General features: G+C 42.9%; 14 protein-coding genes and 2 pseudogenes. 6 read left to right on the top strand and 10 right to left on the bottom strand.

From position 1 onward, the window contains the following. Positions 1 to 196: 196 nt before the first annotated feature. Both EQY75_RS05640 and EQY75_RS05635 read left to right on the top strand, forming a co-directional pair. Positions 197 to 403 (top strand): hypothetical protein, encoded by a 207-nt coding sequence (locus tag EQY75_RS05640; protein WP_129603629.1) that lies wholly within the window; start codon positions 197 to 199, stop codon positions 401 to 403. 59 nt (positions 404 to 462) lie between these two features. After that, positions 463 to 1,728 carry an MFS transporter gene (locus tag EQY75_RS05635; RefSeq protein WP_129603628.1) on the top strand — a complete coding sequence of 422 codons (1,266 nt, stop codon included), beginning with the start codon at positions 463 to 465 and terminating at the stop codon, positions 1,726 to 1,728. A gap of 20 nt (positions 1,729 to 1,748) precedes the next feature. Here EQY75_RS05635 and EQY75_RS05630 read toward each other — a convergent pair whose 3' ends face one another. Further along, positions 1,749 to 2,153: a DUF2721 domain-containing protein gene (locus tag EQY75_RS05630; RefSeq protein WP_129603627.1), complete on the bottom strand. Its 405-nt coding sequence runs from the start codon at positions 2,151 to 2,153 to the stop codon at positions 1,749 to 1,751. Between the two features lie 175 nt (positions 2,154 to 2,328). Between EQY75_RS05630 and EQY75_RS05625 the strand changes: the two genes are divergently transcribed. Further along, positions 2,329 to 3,558, top strand: a complete 1,230-nt coding sequence (locus EQY75_RS05625; RefSeq protein ID WP_129603626.1) for an aminotransferase class V-fold PLP-dependent enzyme — start codon at positions 2,329 to 2,331, stop codon at positions 3,556 to 3,558. 38 nt (positions 3,559 to 3,596) lie between these two features. On the opposite strand, the gene EQY75_RS05620 is transcribed toward EQY75_RS05625, so the two are convergent. The 6 genes from EQY75_RS05620 to EQY75_RS05595 all read right to left on the bottom strand — a co-directional run bounded on the left by EQY75_RS05620 (position 3,597) and on the right by EQY75_RS05595 (position 13,379). Next, on the bottom strand, positions 3,597 to 4,907 hold the full coding sequence (locus tag EQY75_RS05620) for a serine hydrolase domain-containing protein (protein WP_246020025.1): 1,311 nt from the start codon (positions 4,905 to 4,907) through the stop codon (positions 3,597 to 3,599). Positions 4,908 to 5,421: 514 nt separating this feature from the next. Further along, positions 5,422 to 6,957: a YifB family Mg chelatase-like AAA ATPase gene (locus EQY75_RS05615; RefSeq protein ID WP_129603625.1), complete on the bottom strand. Its 1,536-nt coding sequence runs from the start codon at positions 6,955 to 6,957 to the stop codon at positions 5,422 to 5,424. A gap of 64 nt (positions 6,958 to 7,021) precedes the next feature. Further along, complete coding sequence (locus EQY75_RS05610) at positions 7,022 to 9,418, bottom strand: penicillin acylase family protein (protein ID WP_129603624.1); 2,397 nt, start codon at positions 9,416 to 9,418, stop codon at positions 7,022 to 7,024. A gap of 52 nt (positions 9,419 to 9,470) precedes the next feature. After that, on the bottom strand, positions 9,471 to 11,468 hold the full coding sequence (locus EQY75_RS05605; RefSeq protein ID WP_129603623.1) for a protein-disulfide reductase DsbD family protein: 1,998 nt from the start codon (positions 11,466 to 11,468) through the stop codon (positions 9,471 to 9,473). Next, the gene (gene tilS, locus EQY75_RS05600; protein ID WP_129603621.1) at positions 11,465 to 12,772 is read right to left on the bottom strand and encodes a tRNA lysidine(34) synthetase TilS; all 1,308 of its coding nucleotides are present in this window, start codon (positions 12,770 to 12,772) and stop codon (positions 11,465 to 11,467) included. The genes EQY75_RS05605 and tilS overlap by 4 nt, the downstream gene beginning before the upstream one ends. Positions 12,773 to 12,845: 73 nt before the next feature. Beyond that, positions 12,846 to 13,379 (bottom strand): NADPH-dependent FMN reductase, encoded by a 534-nt coding sequence (locus EQY75_RS05595; RefSeq protein ID WP_129603619.1) that lies wholly within the window; start codon positions 13,377 to 13,379, stop codon positions 12,846 to 12,848. Between the two features lie 124 nt (positions 13,380 to 13,503). Between EQY75_RS05595 and EQY75_RS05590 the strand changes: the two genes are divergently transcribed. Beyond that, positions 13,504 to 14,688: a heparan-alpha-glucosaminide N-acetyltransferase domain-containing protein gene (locus EQY75_RS05590; RefSeq protein ID WP_129603617.1), complete on the top strand. Its 1,185-nt coding sequence runs from the start codon at positions 13,504 to 13,506 to the stop codon at positions 14,686 to 14,688. A 16-nt stretch (positions 14,689 to 14,704) separates the two neighbouring features. Here the strand turns inward: EQY75_RS05590 and lpdA are convergent. The 3 genes and pseudogenes from lpdA to EQY75_RS05575 form a co-directional block, all read right to left on the bottom strand. Continuing rightward, a pseudogene (gene lpdA, locus EQY75_RS05585) lies at positions 14,705 to 16,110 on the bottom strand (dihydrolipoyl dehydrogenase). 122 nt (positions 16,111 to 16,232) lie between these two features. Continuing rightward, positions 16,233 to 16,733, bottom strand: coding sequence for an ankyrin repeat domain-containing protein (locus EQY75_RS05580; RefSeq protein ID WP_129603615.1), 501 nt, complete (start codon positions 16,731 to 16,733; stop codon positions 16,233 to 16,235). 72 nt (positions 16,734 to 16,805) lie between these two features. Then, entirely contained in the window at positions 16,806 to 17,267 is a 462-nt protein-coding gene (locus EQY75_RS05575; protein ID WP_129603613.1) for an Lrp/AsnC family transcriptional regulator, read from the bottom strand. 155 nt (positions 17,268 to 17,422) lie between these two features. On the opposite strand from EQY75_RS05575, the pseudogene EQY75_RS05570 reads away from it, so the two are divergent. Together EQY75_RS05570 and nhaC are read left to right on the top strand one after the other, a co-directional pair. Next, a pseudogene (locus EQY75_RS05570) lies at positions 17,423 to 18,642 on the top strand (aminotransferase class I/II-fold pyridoxal phosphate-dependent enzyme). A 74-nt stretch (positions 18,643 to 18,716) separates the two neighbouring features. Continuing rightward, complete coding sequence (gene nhaC, locus EQY75_RS05565; protein ID WP_129603611.1) at positions 18,717 to 20,213, top strand: Na+/H+ antiporter NhaC; 1,497 nt, start codon at positions 18,717 to 18,719, stop codon at positions 20,211 to 20,213. Positions 20,214 to 20,248: the final 35 nt, after the last annotated feature.

The following is a 20,248-nucleotide window of genomic DNA, read 5'->3' as shown; positions in this document are numbered from 1 at the left end:
TCAACATAAAAATCTTTACGGGCAATGGGTCAATACCGGAAGCTTTCACAAAGGTGAACAAGTATTAGAAGCATTAAAGGAACAAAAGAATCCAAAAATTTTCTACTTTACAATAATTGCCGACGGTACTTTTACCTATGACCCGGTATCACTAGATTCGGGGACCAATACAGCAAAGCGAACGGGTAAATGGTTCTTGAGTCCGAATAAAAAACGAATCACTCTTATTGACGATGCAATAAATGCCGAAGAAAGAAAAATCCCCGGAGACTTTCTCAATTTTAAAACCGACGGCTCACTAGCCTCCAAACCTTTCATCTTTCCTATTCTGGAACTCAGTCCTAAGAAGCTGGTGCTTTATGACGAATACCACAAAACCCGGGATGTGTACCGAAAAGAATAAATCCAAATCCAGTTTTTCTTTTCTTGCATTTCTCGGATTAATAGTATCTTCCGCACCTGATGCGATCTTCTAACCCCCCTTGGTACTTTCTGGCTCTTCTTATCCTGGCAGGGGAATCAGTTTTTATTCTTCCTTTTGTCCTTTCCAGGGTATTCAGGCCCACGGTGCTCGAAACTTTTGAACTTACGAATGTCGAATTAGGGCTTTGCTTTTCTGTTTACGGATTTGCAGCACTATTGTCCTATCTTTTTGGCGGACCGTTAGCAGATAAATATCCGCCGCGAAAACTTATTGCCGTTGCCCTTTGGATGACCTCCCTTGGCGGTATCGTATATTCCACATTTCCGGGATTTAATACGCTAAACGTGCTCTATGGCTATTGGGGCTTTACGACAATCTTCTTGTTCTGGGCCCCGATGATCAAAGCAACACGGGTCTGGGGAGGAGACACTTCTCAAGGAAAGGCATTTGGCCTGCTCGATGGTGGCAGGGGCCTGGTCGGCGCCCTTTTTGGTACCCTGGGTGTTTATATTTTCTCCCAAACGCTAGCCTCTGGGCTGGCGGTGGCCTCCATTGAGGAAAGCAGGGTTGCCTTTAAAATGGTTATTCTGGCTTCTTCAGCAATTGTGATGATCGTTGGATTCCTGGTTTGGTTCTTTATGAAACTCGATTCTAAGATTGAAAAATCAATTATTCTGGAACGTATCACTTTATCACAGGTAAAGGAAGTACTAAAACTGCCATCGGTGTGGCTGCTGATGGTAATTATTCTCTGCGCCTATGTAGGCTACAAAATAACCGACGTTTTATCCCTATACGCCAGTGATGTTATGCTTTATAACCAGGTTGAGGCCGCCCAGGTAGGAACTTTTCTGTTATATATCAGGCCTGTTATAGGGGTGACCATAGGGATTTTGGCCGATCGGTCTCAAACCACCTATTGGTTGCTTATCAGTTTTATAATCTCATTTACAGGGGCCCTGATGTTTGCAACCGGGATCATCGATGCCTCGGCAACTGCACTCTTCTTTATTTCCATTCTAGTTGTTGCCGTGGGGGTTTATGCTTCTCGTTCGCTGTATTTTGCAGTGATGCAGCGGGGCAAAATCCCATTGGTTTTAACCGGTACGGCGGTCGGACTCATTTCCCTTGTCGGTTACACTCCCGATATTTTTGCAGGGCCCGCCATGGGATATCTGCTCGATGAGTCACCTGGAGCTGCAGGACATCAGCATGTATTCTGGATGCTCGCTGCCTTCTCCTTTATTGGCTCTGCCGCAGCCTGGTATTACCATATGCTTTATAAGAAAAAAGCAGATTCTTAGAAGCAGAGTTAACTTCTCACTTAGGTATTCAAGTGGTCCTCAATGTCTTTTAAATGAAGGCCAAGGGCATGAGTAGAAATCTGGATCTCCCTGATTAATAATCCTAGGGAGATAATCAGAAGAATTAGAGCTATGCCAAAGATCCAAATGGCCAGAAGATGCTGCTCAATGTAGATCAAAAACATGGTAAGGACGCAAAGCAATAGACTTGTAATTCCAAAGATCTGCATCCAACGGGTGAGATTGAGTCGCAGTTTTAAATTCCGGATTTGATCGATTAATGAATCGTCCTTTTTCTGAAGATAAATATCGTGCAGATTCCTGATGACGGCTGCATATGCTAAAAAACGATTCGTATATGCCAGCATAATAAGCGATATGGCTGAGAATAACAGAGCAGGGGTAGTCAGGGTGAGTTGTTCCATGAGTATTTTAAATAAAAGGCAAAAATACTCTTTTCAGTTTTGCGAGTATCAACTTTTGTGCACAGATGGGCAGATAGTCCTTTTTAAGGATTGATTTAGTAGCAAGGACCAGGATCCTTTGAGAGGATAATTGAAAGAATTCTGTACCTTGGGATAAGAACTATAATCCATTGATATGGAAATCGACATCGCTTTTATCCGAAAACAATTCCCTGCATTTTCAGAGCCTGAATTAGATGGCTGGGCTTTTTTTGAGAATGCCGGAGGTTCGTATCCCTGCAAGCAGTTTTTAGATAAACTCATGAGCTTTTATTCGAAAAACAAGGTTCAACCCTATTATCCGTATCCCGCTTCACAAAAGGCAGGAGAAATGATGGATGAGTCTTACGATAGAATGGCAGAATACCTGAATGTTAGTTCGGCCGAAATCCATTTCGGACCGTCGACAACCCAAAATGTATATGTTTTGGCAAATGCTATGCGGCACATGTGGAATGACGGAGATGAAATAGTTGTTTCCTGTCAGGATCACGAAGCCAATTCAGGTGCGTGGCGAAGGCTCAGTGAGCGTGGGATAAATGTTAAAGAATGGCATGTAAACAGGGAAACGGGAATGCTTAGCCTTCATGATTTGGAGGCTTTATTATCATCCCGGACAAGGATGGTGGCCTTTCCTCACTGCTCTAATGTAATAGGCTATTTTAATCCTGTTAAGGAAATCTGCAATACAATTAAATCGGCAGGTGCCGTCAGTGTAGTAGATGGTGTGGCAGCCGCTCCACATGGTTTCCCTGATTTGCAAACACTCGGAGCCGATATTTATATGTTTTCACTTTATAAAACTTTCGGTCCTCATTTAGGGCTGATGTACGTGCGGCAGAAATTGATCGAAAAGATGGAGAATCAATCCCATTTTTTTAAAGAGGGAATCAGCAGGAATATGATCACTCCGGCCGGACCTGATCACGCACAGATTGCTTCTGTGAGTGGGATACTGGATTATTTCGATGAGGTCTACAAGCATCATTTTAATGATGAAATCACTCCAACAGAACGAAACAAAGCTTTAACTACCCTCTTTAAAAAACATGAAGAGCAGCTACTTTCTCCTCTTTTAGACTTTTTAAGGTCGAGAAAAGACATTAGGGTCATAGGTCCTGATTTGTTGAAAGACAGGGCTCCTACTGTTTCGCTACTTCCCTTGAAAAAGGACCTCCACCAGGTCTATAATTCCCTTACGGAGCAAAAGTTGATGCTGGGGAAAGGGGATTTCTATGCTGTTCGTCCTTTAATGGATATGAAGGTCCAAAGACCTCCCGGTGTGATTAGGATCTCATTTCTGCATTATACACTACTAAGTGAAATTGAGCAATTGATAAATGGTCTGGAAGTGGCACTGAAATAGACTTAGGAGATAAATTGTACAGGAAGTGTAAGTAGATCTTATTCAGAGAAGTAGTTAGAGGCCATTTCTGAAGGCGTACTTTGTCGCACCTGCGCTATGATTCGATGCAAATCCGGAATGACTGTACTTGCAATCCTCGAATGACTGTTCAACAACACACATATTCCCAGATCATCATCGGGATAAACAGCTATTTCATTCCTGAAACCATTAACACTGCCCCCGTGGTGCCAGATCGTTTTTTCACTTTCGCCCTGGTTCTCCTGATACTTGTGAATTCTCCAGCCAAATCCATAATGAGAAGATTTATGGCCCGGCCAGCGCTGATAGTATTTACTTCTGCCTTTTATTTCCACTACGGGTTTAAATGCCTTTTCGATCGCATTCTTTTTCATGATCTCCGGATGGCGTCCCAGGAGTAATTTCATCCACTTTGCCATATCCAGGCTACTGGCGTTTATTCCACCTGCCGCAACCGCATTATAATAATGGTCGTTTAGCTTTTTGGCCCTCCATGTCCTACGCCATTTGGAGTGGGGTATAGCAACATTTATGTTATCCTGTAGTGATTCATAGTCCATATTGACCGTGCACATTTGGAGGGGGTTAAAAAACCGGGCTTGCAGGGCTTCTCTGATCTCCTCTCCTGTTGCCTTGTAAATAATCTCACCCGACAATGCGAAGAGGGCGTTCTGGTAGCTATAAATTTCACCCGGAGCACTAATAGGCTGTACTACCCTAAATTGTTCGGCAATTTTTAACAAGGGTAATCCGGCTTCGACCAAATTGGTATAACTGTGATATGGTGCCCCTGTAGAATGAGACAGAAGGTTGGCAAATGTAATCCTAGAGGTATTCTGCTTATCCCCTAACTTAAAGTTAGGTAGATAATCTGCGACCTTAGCTTCCCGTTCTATTTTTCCCTCATCAATCACATGGGCTGCCAGCAGGCCGGTAAAACCTTTTGATAGAGAACCAAGCCTAAAAACTGTATGTGCGTCAACCTTTTTGTCGGTTTTAATACTTCTTTTACCAAAACCTTCAGAAATTACTGTAGAGTCGCCCATGACTATGCTTACTCCGGCTCCTATGATTCTTCCTGATGCAAGTGCTTTTTCAAAGTATTCGGTGACTGCCTTTCGCAATTCCTCCTTCTGCCACTTATACTCCATAACAAGCATGGGATCTATGCTTGTGCTTTTGTGTTCAATCGACGCCACTGGTTTAAAGGAAGTCGTATTCGTAGCGGGCTTGTCAAAGCCCGAAGTTAGGCTCATAAGCACAAAAATCACTACAGCAATGCCAATTGTGATTTTGATTCGATACATGGAGGGTTTAATCTTCAACACAAGGGATAAGTCTTAAAAATAGGGATTGTCATTTAATAACCCAATTTTAGCTGAAATATTATCTGTTACAATTAAAATATTGAAGACCTTATAAGCAGATTTCTGAATATCCGTAGGCTTTAGTAACATATTTATTGATTGGTTCTTTGGGCTTGAAAAAACTATGATTTGAATAGCACTGGCAATATGTTCGCATGAGCTTTAAGATTGCTGACGTTTTATTTCTCAGAGCACTAAATTAAAAGGAGTCTATTGGTCTTTGCAAAGATGGGATTTAAGCAATTTAAAGCAGTTTTGACTAATGTAATGAAAAAAGACTATTTGGGAAGTGTCCATTTCACCATGATAATATATGCCATCTACCTTTACTATTGGTTTCCATCCCAGAGGCCACATTAACGGGATCACCCCAAACATTATAAGCAACTTTTTGTTCTTAAATTAAGATCATACAGTCTATTCTAAACCCTTTTAATTCGACTTTCGTGCCTTGTACTTCGTCAATGCATTTCCACTACCCCAACCAGCCTTCCCGATCCAGACTGCGATATTGTATCGCTTCGAGAATATGTTCAGAACTTATATTTTCTTCCTGAGCCAGGTCCGCAATGGTGCGACTTACTTTCAGGATTCGATCATAGGCTCGGGCAGATAGCTTTAATCGTTCCATAGCCTGTTGCAGCATTTTGAGGGCATGCGATTCCAGATCGCAATACTTCCTGATCTGCTTGGTGTTCATTTGGGCATTGTAGTGAATAGTGGATTCTTCACAAAATCTCCCGGTCTGGATCTCCCTTGCCGCTACAACTCTTTTGCGAATAGCAGCACTTCCTTCTCCTTTTCTTTCTTCTGAAAGTTTTTCAAAGGGTACCGGCGTAACTTCAATATGTATGTCTATCCTATCTAACAAAGGGCCGGAAATTCTACTCAGATATCTCTGAATCTCCGAAGCGGAGGAGTTCATCAGATTGTCAGGGTCATGGAAATATCCTGACGGACTCGGATTCATACTGGCTACCAACATAAAACTACTCGGATAAGTAATAGTAAATCTGGCTCTGGAAATCGTAACCTCTCTGTCTTCCAAAGGCTGTCTGAGCACTTCAAGGACACTTCGCTTAAATTCAGGTAATTCGTCCAGGAAAAGTACTCCATTATGCGAGAGGGAGATCTCCCCAGGCTGTGGATAGCTTCCACCTCCGACTAAAGCGACGTCGCTAATGGTATGGTGAGGGCTACGGAAAGGCCTTTGATGAATCAAACCTGTGCTCGCCAACTTGCCTACCACGGAATGGATTTTCGTGGTTTCAAGGGCTTCATTCAAGGTCATTGGGGGCAAAATGGACGGCAAACGTTTGGCCAGCATCGTTTTTCCTGCACCGGGTGGACCTATCATAATAATGTTATGTCCTCCTGCGGCTGCAATCTCCATACACCGCTTAATACTCTCCTGTCCTTTAACATCGGCGAAGTCGTTATCCGAATGGAATTGATTTTCATCAAACAACGAATCGGGATCAACATGAAATCGCTCAAGCGGTACATCTTTGTCAAAAAAATGGATCACTTTAATCAGCTCGTCTACCCCGTATACTTCCAGTTCTTTCACAATGGCGGCTTCCTTGGCGTTCTCTTTGGGCATGATCAAGCCCTTGAACCCTTGATCCCTCGCATTTAAAGCAATGGGAAGTGCCCCTTTAACAGCTTGAAGGCCTCCATCAAGGGATAATTCCCCCATAATGAGATAGTGTTCCAGGAGATCTGACTTGATCTGTCCTGAAGCGGCCAGGATGCCCAGGGCAATGGGAAGATCGTAAGCCGAACCCTCTTTCCTGAGATCAGCCGGTGCCATATTTATCGTAATTTTCTTTCCGGGTACCTTATAGCCATTATTGAGTAGTGCTGCGGCGATCCTGAAATTACTTTCTTTGATCGCATTATCCGGCAAACCCACCAAATGATAGCCGATTCCTTTGTCTATATTGACTTCAACCACTACGGTAGTGGCCTCTATCCCGAATACAGCACTCCCATAGACCTTTGTAAGCATAGAATCTCCTTGAGAGGGATAAGTTACCCTGCCAAGTTGAAATTAATATGCAATTAGTAATGGTTTACTGAGAAGTAGGGCGAAAGACGAGGATAGAAGAAGCAGTTTTCTCAATCTCTTCAGGATTCATCAACATTTTACGGAATTCTCCCTGGACAAACATTTTTGCCTGGTTCTTATAGTATTTACTGAAGGGATTACCTGATTGACCGGTAGGCAGAATACTCATACTATTCTCAACATCCGAGAAATCTATTACCCTACGGGTGGAAGGACCCGCTGTAACACTAAAAGCGGAAGATCCATCATAGGAAAATGCCATGTTATTGATGACTTCCCTTGACCCGGCAACTGGGAAGGGGCCAACATTAAAAAGAAATCTGAGGGCAGCTATCTGCCCAATAGGATGTCCGTGTTCAAGGGTGTGCAATCTTCCCCAGGTCCATTCTGCTATATCTTTGCCAAGATCATTTTCAAGGGATTGGAAAGCATGGATATATGAGGTCTGTACAATATCTTTCTTTGTTTCAACAGTGTCTTTTGTTTTAACATTATCCCACCACACAGAATTTTCCTTTGCCGCCATGGGCGCGATAAGCCGCTTGTGGAAGTGAGTACTTGTAAACTGTGCAAATCGCTCCTCCCCTAACTCATCTTCAAAAGTATTCTTTAAAAAAAAGTAGATCCACCGATGATAAACGGCAGCTTCTGCATTCTCGGTATCGTAATTTCCCTTCCACTTATTCAAATGATCCAGAACAAGGGTTTGTTCGTCGTTAAGGTCCCCTACCGTGATCAACTTAGCCATCTCAGTAATGACCGAAGGATTGACAGAAGAAACATCATCCGTGATCATCTCTCGAACAGATTCAGCGTCCCAATCCGATTTTTCATCAAGGAGATTGACGATTCGTTTTGCCCGATTTTCAGGCAGGTAATAGCCCGGATACAGCATCCCGGAAATAGAATCGGGTTGGTTATTGGCGGAATAGACGTAGTTCCACGGTGGATTAACCGATTGAGGATTTTCAGAAAAATCTAAATATCGCACTTTTTTATCCTGGTCTTTGCTGCCATCCATCACCAGTTTCGTTTGGGTGCTATCACCCAGCTGATAGAGCTTGGCCGATGCCCACCATGCAACATTCCCTTCAGCATCCCCATACATAGTGTTGAGTCCGGGGGCATGGATTTTGGGTAAAGCCTCCTTAAAATCGTCTATATCTTCAGCGTGACTAATCCCATAGAGTGATTCCAGGACTTCATTTTCACCTTTGGTATAGATCCAATCCATACTGATGGGACGCTTCACGTAAATCTGATTCGCTATACCATTGAGAATAGGACCTCTTTCCGATTTCCTATAACTGAATTCTACATCAGCTTCATCCTTAACTTTTATGGTTTTTGATACTATATCGAGGTTTTTCCAACCGGTTGGTGTTTTGTATTGAGTGCTGTCCTCAGGATTGAGTTGTTCGTAGAAGAAATCTATATCATCATTTTCGAACATTGTAAAGCCATACGCCATTTTGCGATCGTGTCCGAGTAAGGGAAATGGCACTCCAGCCAAATGGTATCCGTATTTTTCGTATGTCGGTGTTTTTAAATGTGCCTCAAACCAAACCGAAGGTTGAGCGAAGCCAATATGCGGGTCATTAGCAAATATGACCTTCCCTGATTTTGTTTTCTCCGGTCCAATAACCCAACTATTACTCCCGATAAACTGTGGGACAGGCAATTTGGACAAGGCCTCTGATGCTGCCGAAATCACTGCTGCTTCACTACTTACTTCCTCTCCCGAATAGTTTCTTATCCAGGCGGTTGTCGGACTGCTGTTGATTTCCAAGTCGGTAAGATACTCCGGACCCAGAGAATCCCTGATGATGGTAAGGAGAGGATCGGTCTTGTGTGCCATGGCAAAGCTAAAGGCCATATATCCTACGGTATTGTAAATATCTTCCATGGAATATGGCTTTTTTTTCAAGCCGGTCAACAAAAATTCCACTGGGGTAGGGCCCTCTTCAATAAATTGATTTATCCCATCGAGATAAGCTTCTGAAATTATGGCAACATCGCTGTCCGGATCGAGTTGTGCAACCGATTTGGCAGAGGCGTCATCGATGCCCAGTGAAAGAAAAAATTTATCTGTGGAGACCAGGTCCTTGCCAAAAACCTCAGACAATCCGCCTGTGGCCACTCGCCGCAGCAACTCCATTTGCCATAGCCGGTCTTGTGCATGAACATAGCCCAAAGCTCTGAAAGCATCTGTTTCACTTGTCGCTTCTATATGTGGAATTCCATAGGGGTCGTAAGTAACCGTAACTTCTGCATTCAAATTTTTAATAGGCTTCTCCCCCGAATAATCAGGTTTAAGCGTCTGAATTACAATCAGGCCAACAATGAGTATAATTCCCAGAATCCCCAATAGAATCCAGCCTATTTTCTTTAGTGTTCTCACGTAAAAATTTAATTGAATATAAAGATAGTGTTTTTAAAAACCCGACTTGATCCTATCGACTACTTATCACAATATTTCGTTGATAGGCTTGAAAGTTCTTCAATCCTTCTTTCAGCCATTTTTCATAAGTGGCCGTGTCTGTATTCTGAATTGAAGAATTCAGCAGGTAAAGATCCGGGGAAAGCATTACGTAATAAGGCTGAGAAGCTGCATTGAAATTGATGGTTTGAAAAGTGCCCCACTTCTCCCCTATTTCATCTATTGATTTTACTCTGCCCGATTCGTATCGGAATTTAAATTGTTCATTTTCCGGAAGTGTTTTACGATCATCCACGTAGAGTGAAATAAGAACAAATTCCTCATTGAGCAATTGAAATACCTCAGGATCACTCCAAACGTGTTCCTCCATTTTACGGCAATTTACACAGGCCCAGCCTGTAAAATCGAGAAGGATGGGTTTATTTTCTTTTTCCGCGTATGCCCTGCCTGCCTCAAAATCTTTAAAACAGTCAATCCCAAGGGGACAATCACTTTCCTGTTCCGCAAGCGTATAAAAGTCAGGTGGAGGAAAACCGCTGAGCAATTTTAAATTGGTAAGCTGAAACGTCCCTGAGATCAGGTATAAACAGAATAAAGAAGTCACCACAGCTGTGATTTTTCTAAGTCCGGAAAGTTTTGTTCGGGGACCATCATGAGGAAATTTGAACAAGCCAAATAAATACATGCTGAGGAGAAGGAATATCAGAATCCAAATCCCCAGAAATATTTCACGTTTAAATATTCCCCAGTTCCCAACCAGGTCTGCGTTCGATAAAAACTTAAAGGCCAGGGCCAGTTCGAGGAACCCGAGAACCACTTTTACCGTGTTCATCCATCCTCCTGATTTAGGTAAACTCTGTAACCATGCCGGGAACATGGCGAAAAGGGCAAAGGGCAGGGCGAGCGCAACCCCAAATCCAAGCATCCCCGCCGATAAATTTGTAGCGACATCCCCTTCTGCAAGAGCCGTACTTCCCAGGAGTCCGCCCAGAATAGGCCCAGTACAGGAAAAAGAGACAATGGCCAGCGTAACAGCCATAAAAAATATCCCCAAACCTCCTCCTGCCCTATTGGAAGCGCTATCCATTTTATTGGCCCAGCTGCTGGGCAAGGTGAGTTCGTAATACCCAAAAAAAGAAAAAGCAAAAAAGACGAAAATCAGAAAAAAGAAGAGATTCAGCCAAATGTTGGTGGCAATTGTGTTCAATATCTGGGAGTCTACAGAATCAAAAAGATGAAAGGGCAAACTCAAAAGGAAATAGATAAGGACAATAAAGAAGCCGTATAAGCCGGCATCGAAAATTCCTTTAGACCGGGTTTGAGATTTTTTGGTGAAAAAAGATACGGTAAGAGGAATCATAGGAAAAACGCAAGGCGTTAGCAGTGCAATTAGCCCTCCCAGAAAGCCCAGCCCAAAAATGACCAGAAGACCTGAGTCCTTGCCTGAAGAACTGCCCCCGATACCCTTTAAAATCTCCTTATTTTTCAGATCGAGTTTCAAGGCATCCGCCTTAGCCATGCTTGCGGCATCGACATTTTCTTCTTCAGGTTTTATATCTGTGCCATCCAGGGAAAAATAAAAATCCTTATCCTGGGGTATACAAACCTCCTTGCAGACCTGGTAGAAGAGTTCTACTTTAACCTGACTTAAATCCGGATTGAGCAGCCGGATCCTTTGTTTAAAAATGGCTTCATTCTTAAACAGGGTTTCTTCAACTTCAAAAATATCGCTGTACTCTTTTAAAGTCTCGCTTTCAACTGTGCCGTCAATCAATTCGTATCCAGTACCTGAATCAACATAGGTAAATTCGCTGGGAAGCGAACCTCCATCAGCAGTAAATTGAGAATACATATGCCAGCCTTCCTCAATATTGGCTTTCATGACCAGCTCGTATTGCAAATCTCCCAGAGATACTAATTCCTGGCTCCATTTCACAGGATCTTCACCGTCCTGTGCAAAAGACACAAGGACGATAAGAAAAAATGTAATATTTGAGATCAATCTTTTCATTCTTCTAAAGTAACCTTAAGGATGTGCCTTGTTTTTGCGGTGATCTTAAACCGATCGTCGGCCCTTCTGCCTATGACCCAGACAATATCGTCTCCGCAACAAAGCAGCCACTGGTTTTCTTTGGCAACCGCATCCATTTTTTCATCTTTAAAAAATTTGGACACTTTCTTTCTGCCATCCATTCCCAAAGGGTAAAAGTAGTCGCCTTTTTTCCATTTCCTAACAGTGAGTCTATGGTTTAACGTTTCTTTATCCAGGTATAGTATGGTATTATTCTTTTCTTCTATCTCTTCCACTTCCTCGATCTTGATCTCTAGTGGGAGGTCTCCGGAAATATCAGGGATTTCATTATCTTCACTTATCGCCGATTCTTCAATCAATTCCTGTAAGATTAGATGTTGCCTATCCTTGATCAATCGGTGTGTTTTTGATCGCACCTCTTTTCCACTCATGGCCGTCAACAAACCTGTAATGTCTCTCCAAGAGGTAAAGCCATAGGTTTTAAAAATTTCATACAAGTAGCTTTCTGTTGGCCGTAATTTCTTCAGAGCCTCCAATGGTATTTTATACCCCTGGTGATAAGGAATAAAAATCTGTTCCTTAACGCTGTTCACATGGGCAGATAGGATCAGGGCTGATCCCGAAAGATATTGCAGGGTGTTTCCGAAGTTCTTCATAAAGGTGGGATGCAGTTCTTTTAAAGAAGGAACCACTTCATGCCTCACCTTATTTCGCAAATATTTAGTGTCTTCATTCGTCTGGTCTTCCCTCCAGGAAATATTATTTTGCAAAGCGTACGCTGTGATCTGCTCTCGGGTGAAAGGAAGTAAAGGCCTGATTACTCTGTTGTTTTCCTCGGGAATTCCACTCAAACCCTCTATACCTGTGCCTCTGGATAGATTGATAATAAAAGTTTCAAGGGCGTCATCCAGATGATGAGCCGTAAGCACCCAGGTATAATTATTTTGGTTCGTCAATTCATTGAACCAATGATATCGCAAGTCCCGCGCTGCCATTTGTATGGATATCCCTTGCTGATTGGCATAAGCTGCCGCATCAAATTGAGTAGAATGAAAGCTTACCTCCATTTTCATAGCTAAATCCTTGACAAACTGCTCATCTTCGATGCTCTGCTCCCCTCTTAGTAAAAAATTACAATGCGCTAATGCAAAATGAATCCCTGAGGCGGCACATAAATGCGCGAGAACCACACTATCAATACCCGCACTACAGGCCACTAGACCGGGACGGTCTAACAGTTGTGGGTGGGATTTTGCAATATGATTCCTGAATTCTTTTATCACCCTGCAAAGGTATGAAAGAATGGGTTGGTTCCTTTTATAGGTGCTTTCAGATATTTGTGCTCTAATGCGGAGCTCAAAGACTGTTTAGCCACGTATCGAGGGCTTCCCTATGTTCTCTTGCTTTTTCGGATTCAAATATTCCCTTTTCTGAATTAAAAGTGTGATTAAAAGAAGGTAGGGAAAAAGTGGTTACAACTTCACCTCCAAATCTCGGTAGCATATCTGCAGTCTTAGCCAGTGAACTACTTGCCCCTCCACGTCCGGGAGAGGTGCTCATCAGAAAGACTTTGGTATTTTCAAGAAAATTTCTCTCCAGTCTGGAAAGCCAGTCGATTAGATTTTTAAAGTAAGCTGACGGATTGCCGTTATGTTCATTTACAGACAGCAGGAGACCATCGCATTTATGGATATCATCCCTGAGTTCAGCAAGAGAATTGGCATATCCAAACTCCTTTTCATGGTCTACACTGAACATAGGTAAGTCAAACACAGCCATATTCATGGTTTGTATTTCATGCCCTTCTATAAGTGAAATGGTGTGTTTTACAAGTTGATAATTGATGGAGGTAGAGGAATTACTCCCGGCAAAAGCCAATATTTTACTCATGTTGATTAATTGAATACCGTACGAAAATACCTGAAAATGGATTTAAAAGTAAAGTATTATCTTAATTTTGCACTTTGAAACATCCAAACACCCTGTAAACTAAGTATATAGGTTGTTGTATAGTATGGAACAAAAGACGAACCGACTTTATTTTATAGATGCCATGAGGGCCTGGGCTATCCTGATGATGCTTCAAGGTCATTTTGTGGATGGCTTGCTGGATCCGGTTTACAGAGATCCGGGGAATGGTCTTTATTCGTTATGGCTTTATTTCAGGGGAATTACAGCCCCCGTGTTCTTTACTGTTTCAGGATTTATTTTTACCTATTTACTGATTAGAGTACCACAAACCGGTTTCGACAATCCAAGGATCAAAAAAGGTCTGAAGCGTGGGTTGCAACTCCTGTTCATTGGATATCTTCTGAGATTAAACCTTTTCGGGCTGTTTGAAGGTAAACTTTACAGTACTTTTTTCTTAGTAGACGTTCTCCATTGCATTGGTATTTCGATTATGACCATCATTGCAGTATATCTGCTCACTGCGAGACTTAAAAAGTGGTTATTCCCCTTTTCTTTATTGGGCATTACGTTTGTACTTTTCCTTTTTGAGCCGCTGTATGCAACGTGGACTTATTCAGCCTGGCCTGAAGCAATTGCCAATTACCTTACAAGAAATAACGGTTCGGTTTTCACCATAATCCCATGGGTTGGATATACGGCATTAGGAGGATTTTTAGCCGTATTGTTTAAAAGGCACCTCTCGAATAAGAATTTGTATACCAGAGCGATTTGGTTATCCCTGATATTAGGGTTAAGCCTTGTGTACTTTTCTTCCCCTTTCTTTTATTTCTTTTACGAACTTAGCGGGATTTCTCTCTTTAAAGATATTGTCACTAACAACTATCTCTTTATAAGATTAGGAGATGTTCTTATCGTTTTTGCGGTATTTATGCTGCTTCGGAAATCGATAATCAGGCCTACATTACTGAGAATTGGACAGAACACGCTTTCCATCTACATCATTCACTTTGTGATTCTCTATGGCAGTTTTACCGGCCTTGGGTTGTATCGATTTTTTCATCAAAGCCTTAGTCCCGTAATGGCAATTAGTGGGGCAATAGCATTTATGGTTGTCTGCTCCTATGCAGCACTTACTTACGATAAACATGAAGCTACCATCAAAGGCAGAATGCATTCTATTCGAAGAAGGGTAATAGTGCCGTTCCTGCGTTTGTATTACGCAATATCACAAGCCCTTATACTACTGCAAGACAGAATATTAAGGCTATTTAATACAAGTAAAGGTTAATAAAAAAACGCCTGCTCTAAACGTGTAATGCCCTATCGGCCGTAGCCGCCAAAGCAGCTTCTTTTACTGCTTCTGCATATGTAGGATGGGCGTGACTCATTCTCGAAATATCTTCGGCTGAGGCTCTGAATTCCATTGCTGTTACAGCTTCCGTTATCAAGTCGGCACATCGGGCACCAATCATATGAACCCCAGGACTTCATCAGTTTTCTTATCGGCTAGTATTTTGACAAAACCATCAATATCTGTACTTGCACGAGCCCTTCCTAAAGCACGCATAGGGAATTGACCTGCTTTGTAAGCTATTCCCTCTTCCTTGAGCTGCTCTTCGGTCTTCCCTACAGAGGCCACTTCGGGCCATGTATAGACCACATTTGGGATGAGATTGTAATTAATATGTGGTTTTTGTCCTGCGATCAATTCAGCCACCATGGTACCCTCTTCTTCTGCCTTGTGTGCTAACATCGCTCCGCGAACCACATCGCCTATGGCGTAGATATTTGAAACGTTAGTTTGTAAGTGCTCATTTACTTCTATCCTGCCTTTATCATCTACTTTCACGCCGGCAGCATCCGCTTTTAAACCGTCTGTATAAGGCCTCCTTCCGACAGAAACAAGGCAGTAGTCGCCCTCCAATGTAAGCTCTCCCCCTTTGGAATCATCGGCTACAACCTTTATCTCTTTTCCTTTACGATCTACCGATTTTACTTTGTGGGAAAGGTAAAACTTGACCTTTTGCTTTTTCATCACTCTCATCAACTCTTTGGAAAGCGCCCCGTCCATTCCGGGAATGATCCGATCCATGAATTCTACCACGCTCACCTCGGCGCCGAGTCGCTTGTACACCTGACCGAGCTCCAGACCAATTACTCCGCCACCAATAATGATCATATGCCTGGGAACTTCTTTTAATTCCAGGGCTTCCGTTGAAGTGATGATTCGATCCTTATCCAACTCGATAAAAGGGAGTGAGGCAGGCTTAGAGCCTGTGGCAATGATGATGTTTTTAGCCTCTATGGTTGTAGACTTGCCTTTGGCCGGATTGATATCGATATGGGTGGCATCTTTAAAACTTCCAACCCCTTGAATTACTTCGATCTTATTCTTGTCCATGAGAAACTGAATTCCCTTGGTGGTCTGATCAACAACAGACTGTTTTCTGCCGATCATTTTTTCCAGGTTTAATTTGATCTCCCCGGGTATTTCAATTCCGTGATCTTCAAAATGCTTGATGGCATCTTCGTAATGGTGACTCGAGTCTAACATGGCCTTTGACGGAATACAACCAACATTAAGACAGGTGCCCCCAAGGGTTGAATATTTTTCTATGATAGCAGTTTTCATTCCAAGCTGAGCACACCGAATAGCCGCCACATATCCACCGGGTCCGGAACCAATAATAGCCACGTCAAATTGAGTCATATAGTAGTTTTAGATTTTAGAAGTTTTAAAAGGGAGTACGCTGCCTCCGGCTGACAAAAATACGAATGTTTTTAATTTTAGTGGTAAGAAAGAAGTTGAGAACCTCCCTATTGATAAATGCACTAATACAAGGCTATTTTCTTATCCACCGCGCCAAGTGAGACCAGGTATTCTTTAACTTCAAGAGCATCGTCCCCACCCTTTTCTGCATGATGTAATAATGTGAACCCATGAGGTCCCTTGGCATGCAAGGCCTGTGGAAATGCGTCCAGCATTGTTTTTACGAGGGAGAACTCCCCAAAAAGGCAGGCTGTGAAGATATTGGCTTGCGCCCCTTTTTCAAGAAAGTACTTTGCCAGCTCCTTGTAACCTACATGGCTCGCGGCCCCCAGGCCGGTTTCAAAATCTCCGTATTTCCAATCATGAGCAGCGTTAAGCAGGGTTGGGTAGGCTTCGAGCATTTCTTTCACCTTGTCCATATCTCGATGTGAAGCCCCGACAAATTCCTGCACCATTTTCCTATCGAGCTGCTCTTCATCCTGAGGTTTAAAACTCCATCCTGCCCCCGTAGATATAATAAGTCCCATTGCTCCGGCATTCCTGATAAAATCTTTGCGTTCCATTATTCCTGTTTTTGTTTAAGATACGGAGAACCATGAATATCTTAATTCTCTTTAACATCCTTTTACAAGCGCTTAGCCCAGGGAAATTGCAGTAGAAGCTTTTACCTCATTGATCAGAAAAGAACTCTGGGTACTGCCTATATTGTTGAGAGCCGTTAATTTGGTTACCATGAATTCACGATAGGCCGCCATGTTGGTTACGTGGATCTTTAAGATGTAATCATAATCACCACTCACGTGATGGCATTCGGATACCTCTTCTAGTTGCAGTACTTCCCGCTCAAACTGCAGCACGTATTCTTTGATGTGCCGACTCAATTTTACATGACAGAGAACGGTGAAGTCCATTTCCACACGCTGCTTATCAATAAGAGCGACATATTTTTTGATCACCCCCTCACGCTCAAGTTTTTTGATCCTCTCATATACGGCGGTGGTGGATAGTCCTAACTGATTAGCGTAGGCTTTTGTGGTCCTTTTGCAATCGTCCTGTAATAACCCCAGCAATTGCTTATCTAACTGATCTAATTTCATGTGATTTTAATTCTGTTTATTAACCTTCTAACGCTAATATCTAGTTTTTTATTCTATTATAGTTAATATTATTAAATAATTATTCTATAATTATTATTATATGTTGTATTTAATTCTTAATAATCATAATTTTATTGATTCCAAAAAATGTTTTTATGGCTTACGATGCATCAGATAAAATTCAGGAACTGCACAATTTTGGGGAGTTTGGTGGCGTAAATCCTTCGATCTCTGATTCTTCCACTTATACCTTCCTCTCGGCAAAGACCATGTTTGATACCTTTGAAGGAAATACGGAAGGCTGCTATTTGTACAGCAGGCACTCGTCTCCTTCCAACCTCTATTTAGGAGAAGCTCTTGCTGCCTTAGAAGGAACTGAAACAGCAAATGTGACTGCCAGCGGCATGGGGGCGATCACAGCTGTCATCCTTCAACTTTGCGATTCGGATGATCATATTGTGAGCAGCAGAACCATCTACGGTGGCACATATGCGTTTATGAAAAACTTCCTGAAGAAATTCAGAATCAACACTTCTTTCGTGGATATTACCTCCCTAGAAGCTGTAGAAGCTGCCATTACGCCGAAAACAAAAATGATCTATTGCGAATCCGTCAGTAATCCATTGCTTGAAGTAGCCGATGTCAAGGCCCTGGCAGCCCTGGCCAAAAAGAATAATATCCCTTTAGTGGTTGATAACACCTTTTCCCCCTTATCCATTGCACCCGGGAAATTGGGGGCCGATGTGATCATACACAGCCTGACAAAGTTTATCAATGGCACAAGTGATTGTGTTGCAGGTGTAGTCTGTGGTACCAAGGATTTTTGCCTTGCACTGAAAGATGTGAATAACGGGGCCGGAATGCTCTTGGGAAGTACCTTGGACAGCCTTAGGGCTTCCTCTATTTTAAAGAATATGAGGACGCTGCACATCCGAATGAAGAAACACAGTGAAAATGCCCTGTATCTTGCTCAACATTTTGAAAAAGACGGTTTACGGGTAGTTTATCCCGGGCTACCATCTCATTCAGGTTACAGTCTGATGAAGAAACAAATGACCAAGGAATTTGGTTTTGGAGGAATCCTCACTATTGATGTCGGCAACCTTGAGAAAGCCAATCAGCTTATGGAACTTATGCAAGAGAAAAACCTCGGATACCTTGCGGTTAGCCTTGGATTCTACAAGACACTTTTTAGTGCCCCGGCACTTCTACCTCCTCTGAAATTCCGCAGGAAGAACAGGAGTCGATGGGTCTTTCCGATGGCCTGATCCGGTTTTCTATTGGCCTGGACAATGATATCCACCGCACATACACCTTAATGAAGTCCTGTATGGTTAAATTGGGCATACTCGAAGCAGATACCGTTTCTGTCTGAGACTGCCTCTCCCCTGCTTGTTTGCACAACCGTAGCTAAAATTGTAATATTACCGCTCAACTAAAATACGGTAGATGACGGCCAAAAAATCTAATGCACACAGGGAGAATGAACATATTGTCGATAACAAGGAACTAAACATTTGGGAAGCACTGATCCCCGTTTTCGCCCTGGTGGCTATGTTGGCCTACAATGTCTACGTTTTTGGGGATAATGCCATTAGTGGTTCCAATCAGTTTATCTTATTGATGGGCGGAGCAGTTGCTGCAATTGTAGGGTTTTTTAATAAGGTTTCCTACAAACAAATGCTGGCCGAAGTAGCCGAAAATGTAAAGTCGACCACCGGAGCCCTTCTCATCCTTCTTATGGTAGGTGCGCTTGCAGGTACCTGGTTGGTCAGTGGCATCATTCCTGCAATGATCTATTACGGTTTGCAAATTCTCAATCCGACCATTTTTCTGGCAGCCTGCATCATTATTTGTGCGATCATATCTATAGCTACAGGAAGCAGCTGGACCACTGCCGCTACTGTAGGTATTGCCCTGATCGGAATTGGCGACGCTTTAGGGATTTCACCCGGCATGACCGCAGGGGCCGTACTTTCAGGCGCCTATTTTGGAGACAAAATGTCTCCTCTTTCCGATACTACAAACCTGGCACCGGCGATGGCCGGAGGTGATTTGTTTGGTCATATTCGATACATGACCTATACTACGGTCCCAACCATAACGGTTACTTTAATCGTCTTTATTATTATCGGGCTCAACCTCGAGACCACGGGAGTAGCCGATACGGAGAGTATACTTTCATCAATAGAAGCTACCTTCAATATCAATGGCTGGTTATTTCTTGTTCCCCTTGTAGTTATTCTGTTGATTGTCAAGAAAGCCCCTCCTCTGATGGCCCTTTTGATTGGAACTCTTTTAGGTGGCGCTTTTGCCCTCTTTTTTCAGCCGGATATTGTCGCCAGCTTAACCGGGGCAAAAGAACTCACCTTCGAAAATGGGTACAAAGGGATCCTTAACGCCATCACTATAAATACAACAATAGCTACTGACAATCCTGCTTTAAACGACCTGTTCTCTGCCAAGGGCATGGCCGGGATGTTGGGCACAATCTGGCTCATAGTCTGTGCCATGGTCTTTGGAGGAATCATGGATGGGATAGGTGCCCTATCCAGAATCACAACAGCCCTCCTTGGGTTGGCGAAAACTACATTTGGACTGTTTGCCAGTACTGTGGGCAGCTGTATTGCACTTAACATAACCGCCTCAGACCAATACCTTGCGATTGTTGTTCCGGGGAAAATGTTTGCCAAGGCTTATAAAGACCGGGGCCTCGCACCGGAAAATCTCAGTCGGACCTTGGAAGATTCCGGCACGGTAACTTCTGTTCTTATTCCCTGGAATACCTGTGGGGCATATCACAGTGGCGTATTGGGGGTAAGTGTGGCTGACTACTTCTTCTACGCTATTTTCAACTGGTTGAGTCCTATGGTGACCCTTACTTTTGCCGCCTTAAAGATCAAGATCAAACAACTTTCTGAGAGCCCTGCTAGTTCAGTCGCATAAGCAGCCTTAAATCCAATTGTATTTTAAGGCATCAT

The organism is Muriicola soli (genome assembly GCF_004139715.1).
In the GTDB taxonomy this organism is placed as follows: domain Bacteria; phylum Bacteroidota; class Bacteroidia; order Flavobacteriales; family Flavobacteriaceae; genus Muriicola; species Muriicola soli.
Note: the sequence above shows the minus strand (reverse complement) of the source record. Positions and strands in the feature narration are given on the sequence as shown.

Excerpts from the sequence above, each read along its gene's own strand:
- EQY75_RS05605 (WP_129603623.1), bottom strand. The coding sequence starts at position 11,468 with ATGAAAAGATTGATCTCAAATATTACATTTTTTCTTATCGTCCTTGTG.
- EQY75_RS05625 (WP_129603626.1), top strand. The coding sequence starts at position 2,329 with ATGGAAATCGACATCGCTTTTATCCGAAAACAATTCCCTGCATTTTCA.
- EQY75_RS05635 (WP_129603628.1), top strand. The coding sequence starts at position 463 with ATGCGATCTTCTAACCCCCCTTGGTACTTTCTGGCTCTTCTTATCCTG.
- EQY75_RS05595 (WP_129603619.1), bottom strand. The coding sequence starts at position 13,379 with ATGAGTAAAATATTGGCTTTTGCCGGGAGTAATTCCTCTACCTCCATC.
- EQY75_RS05615 (WP_129603625.1), bottom strand. The coding sequence starts at position 6,957 with ATGCTTACAAAGGTCTATGGGAGTGCTGTATTCGGGATAGAGGCCACT.
- EQY75_RS05575 (WP_129603613.1), bottom strand. The coding sequence starts at position 17,267 with ATGAAATTAGATCAGTTAGATAAGCAATTGCTGGGGTTATTACAGGAC.
- EQY75_RS05580 (WP_129603615.1), bottom strand. The coding sequence starts at position 16,733 with ATGGAACGCAAAGATTTTATCAGGAATGCCGGAGCAATGGGACTTATT.
- EQY75_RS05630 (WP_129603627.1), bottom strand. The coding sequence starts at position 2,153 with ATGGAACAACTCACCCTGACTACCCCTGCTCTGTTATTCTCAGCCATA.
- nhaC (WP_129603611.1), top strand. The coding sequence starts at position 18,717 with ATGACGGCCAAAAAATCTAATGCACACAGGGAGAATGAACATATTGTC.
- EQY75_RS05590 (WP_129603617.1), top strand. The coding sequence starts at position 13,504 with ATGGAACAAAAGACGAACCGACTTTATTTTATAGATGCCATGAGGGCC.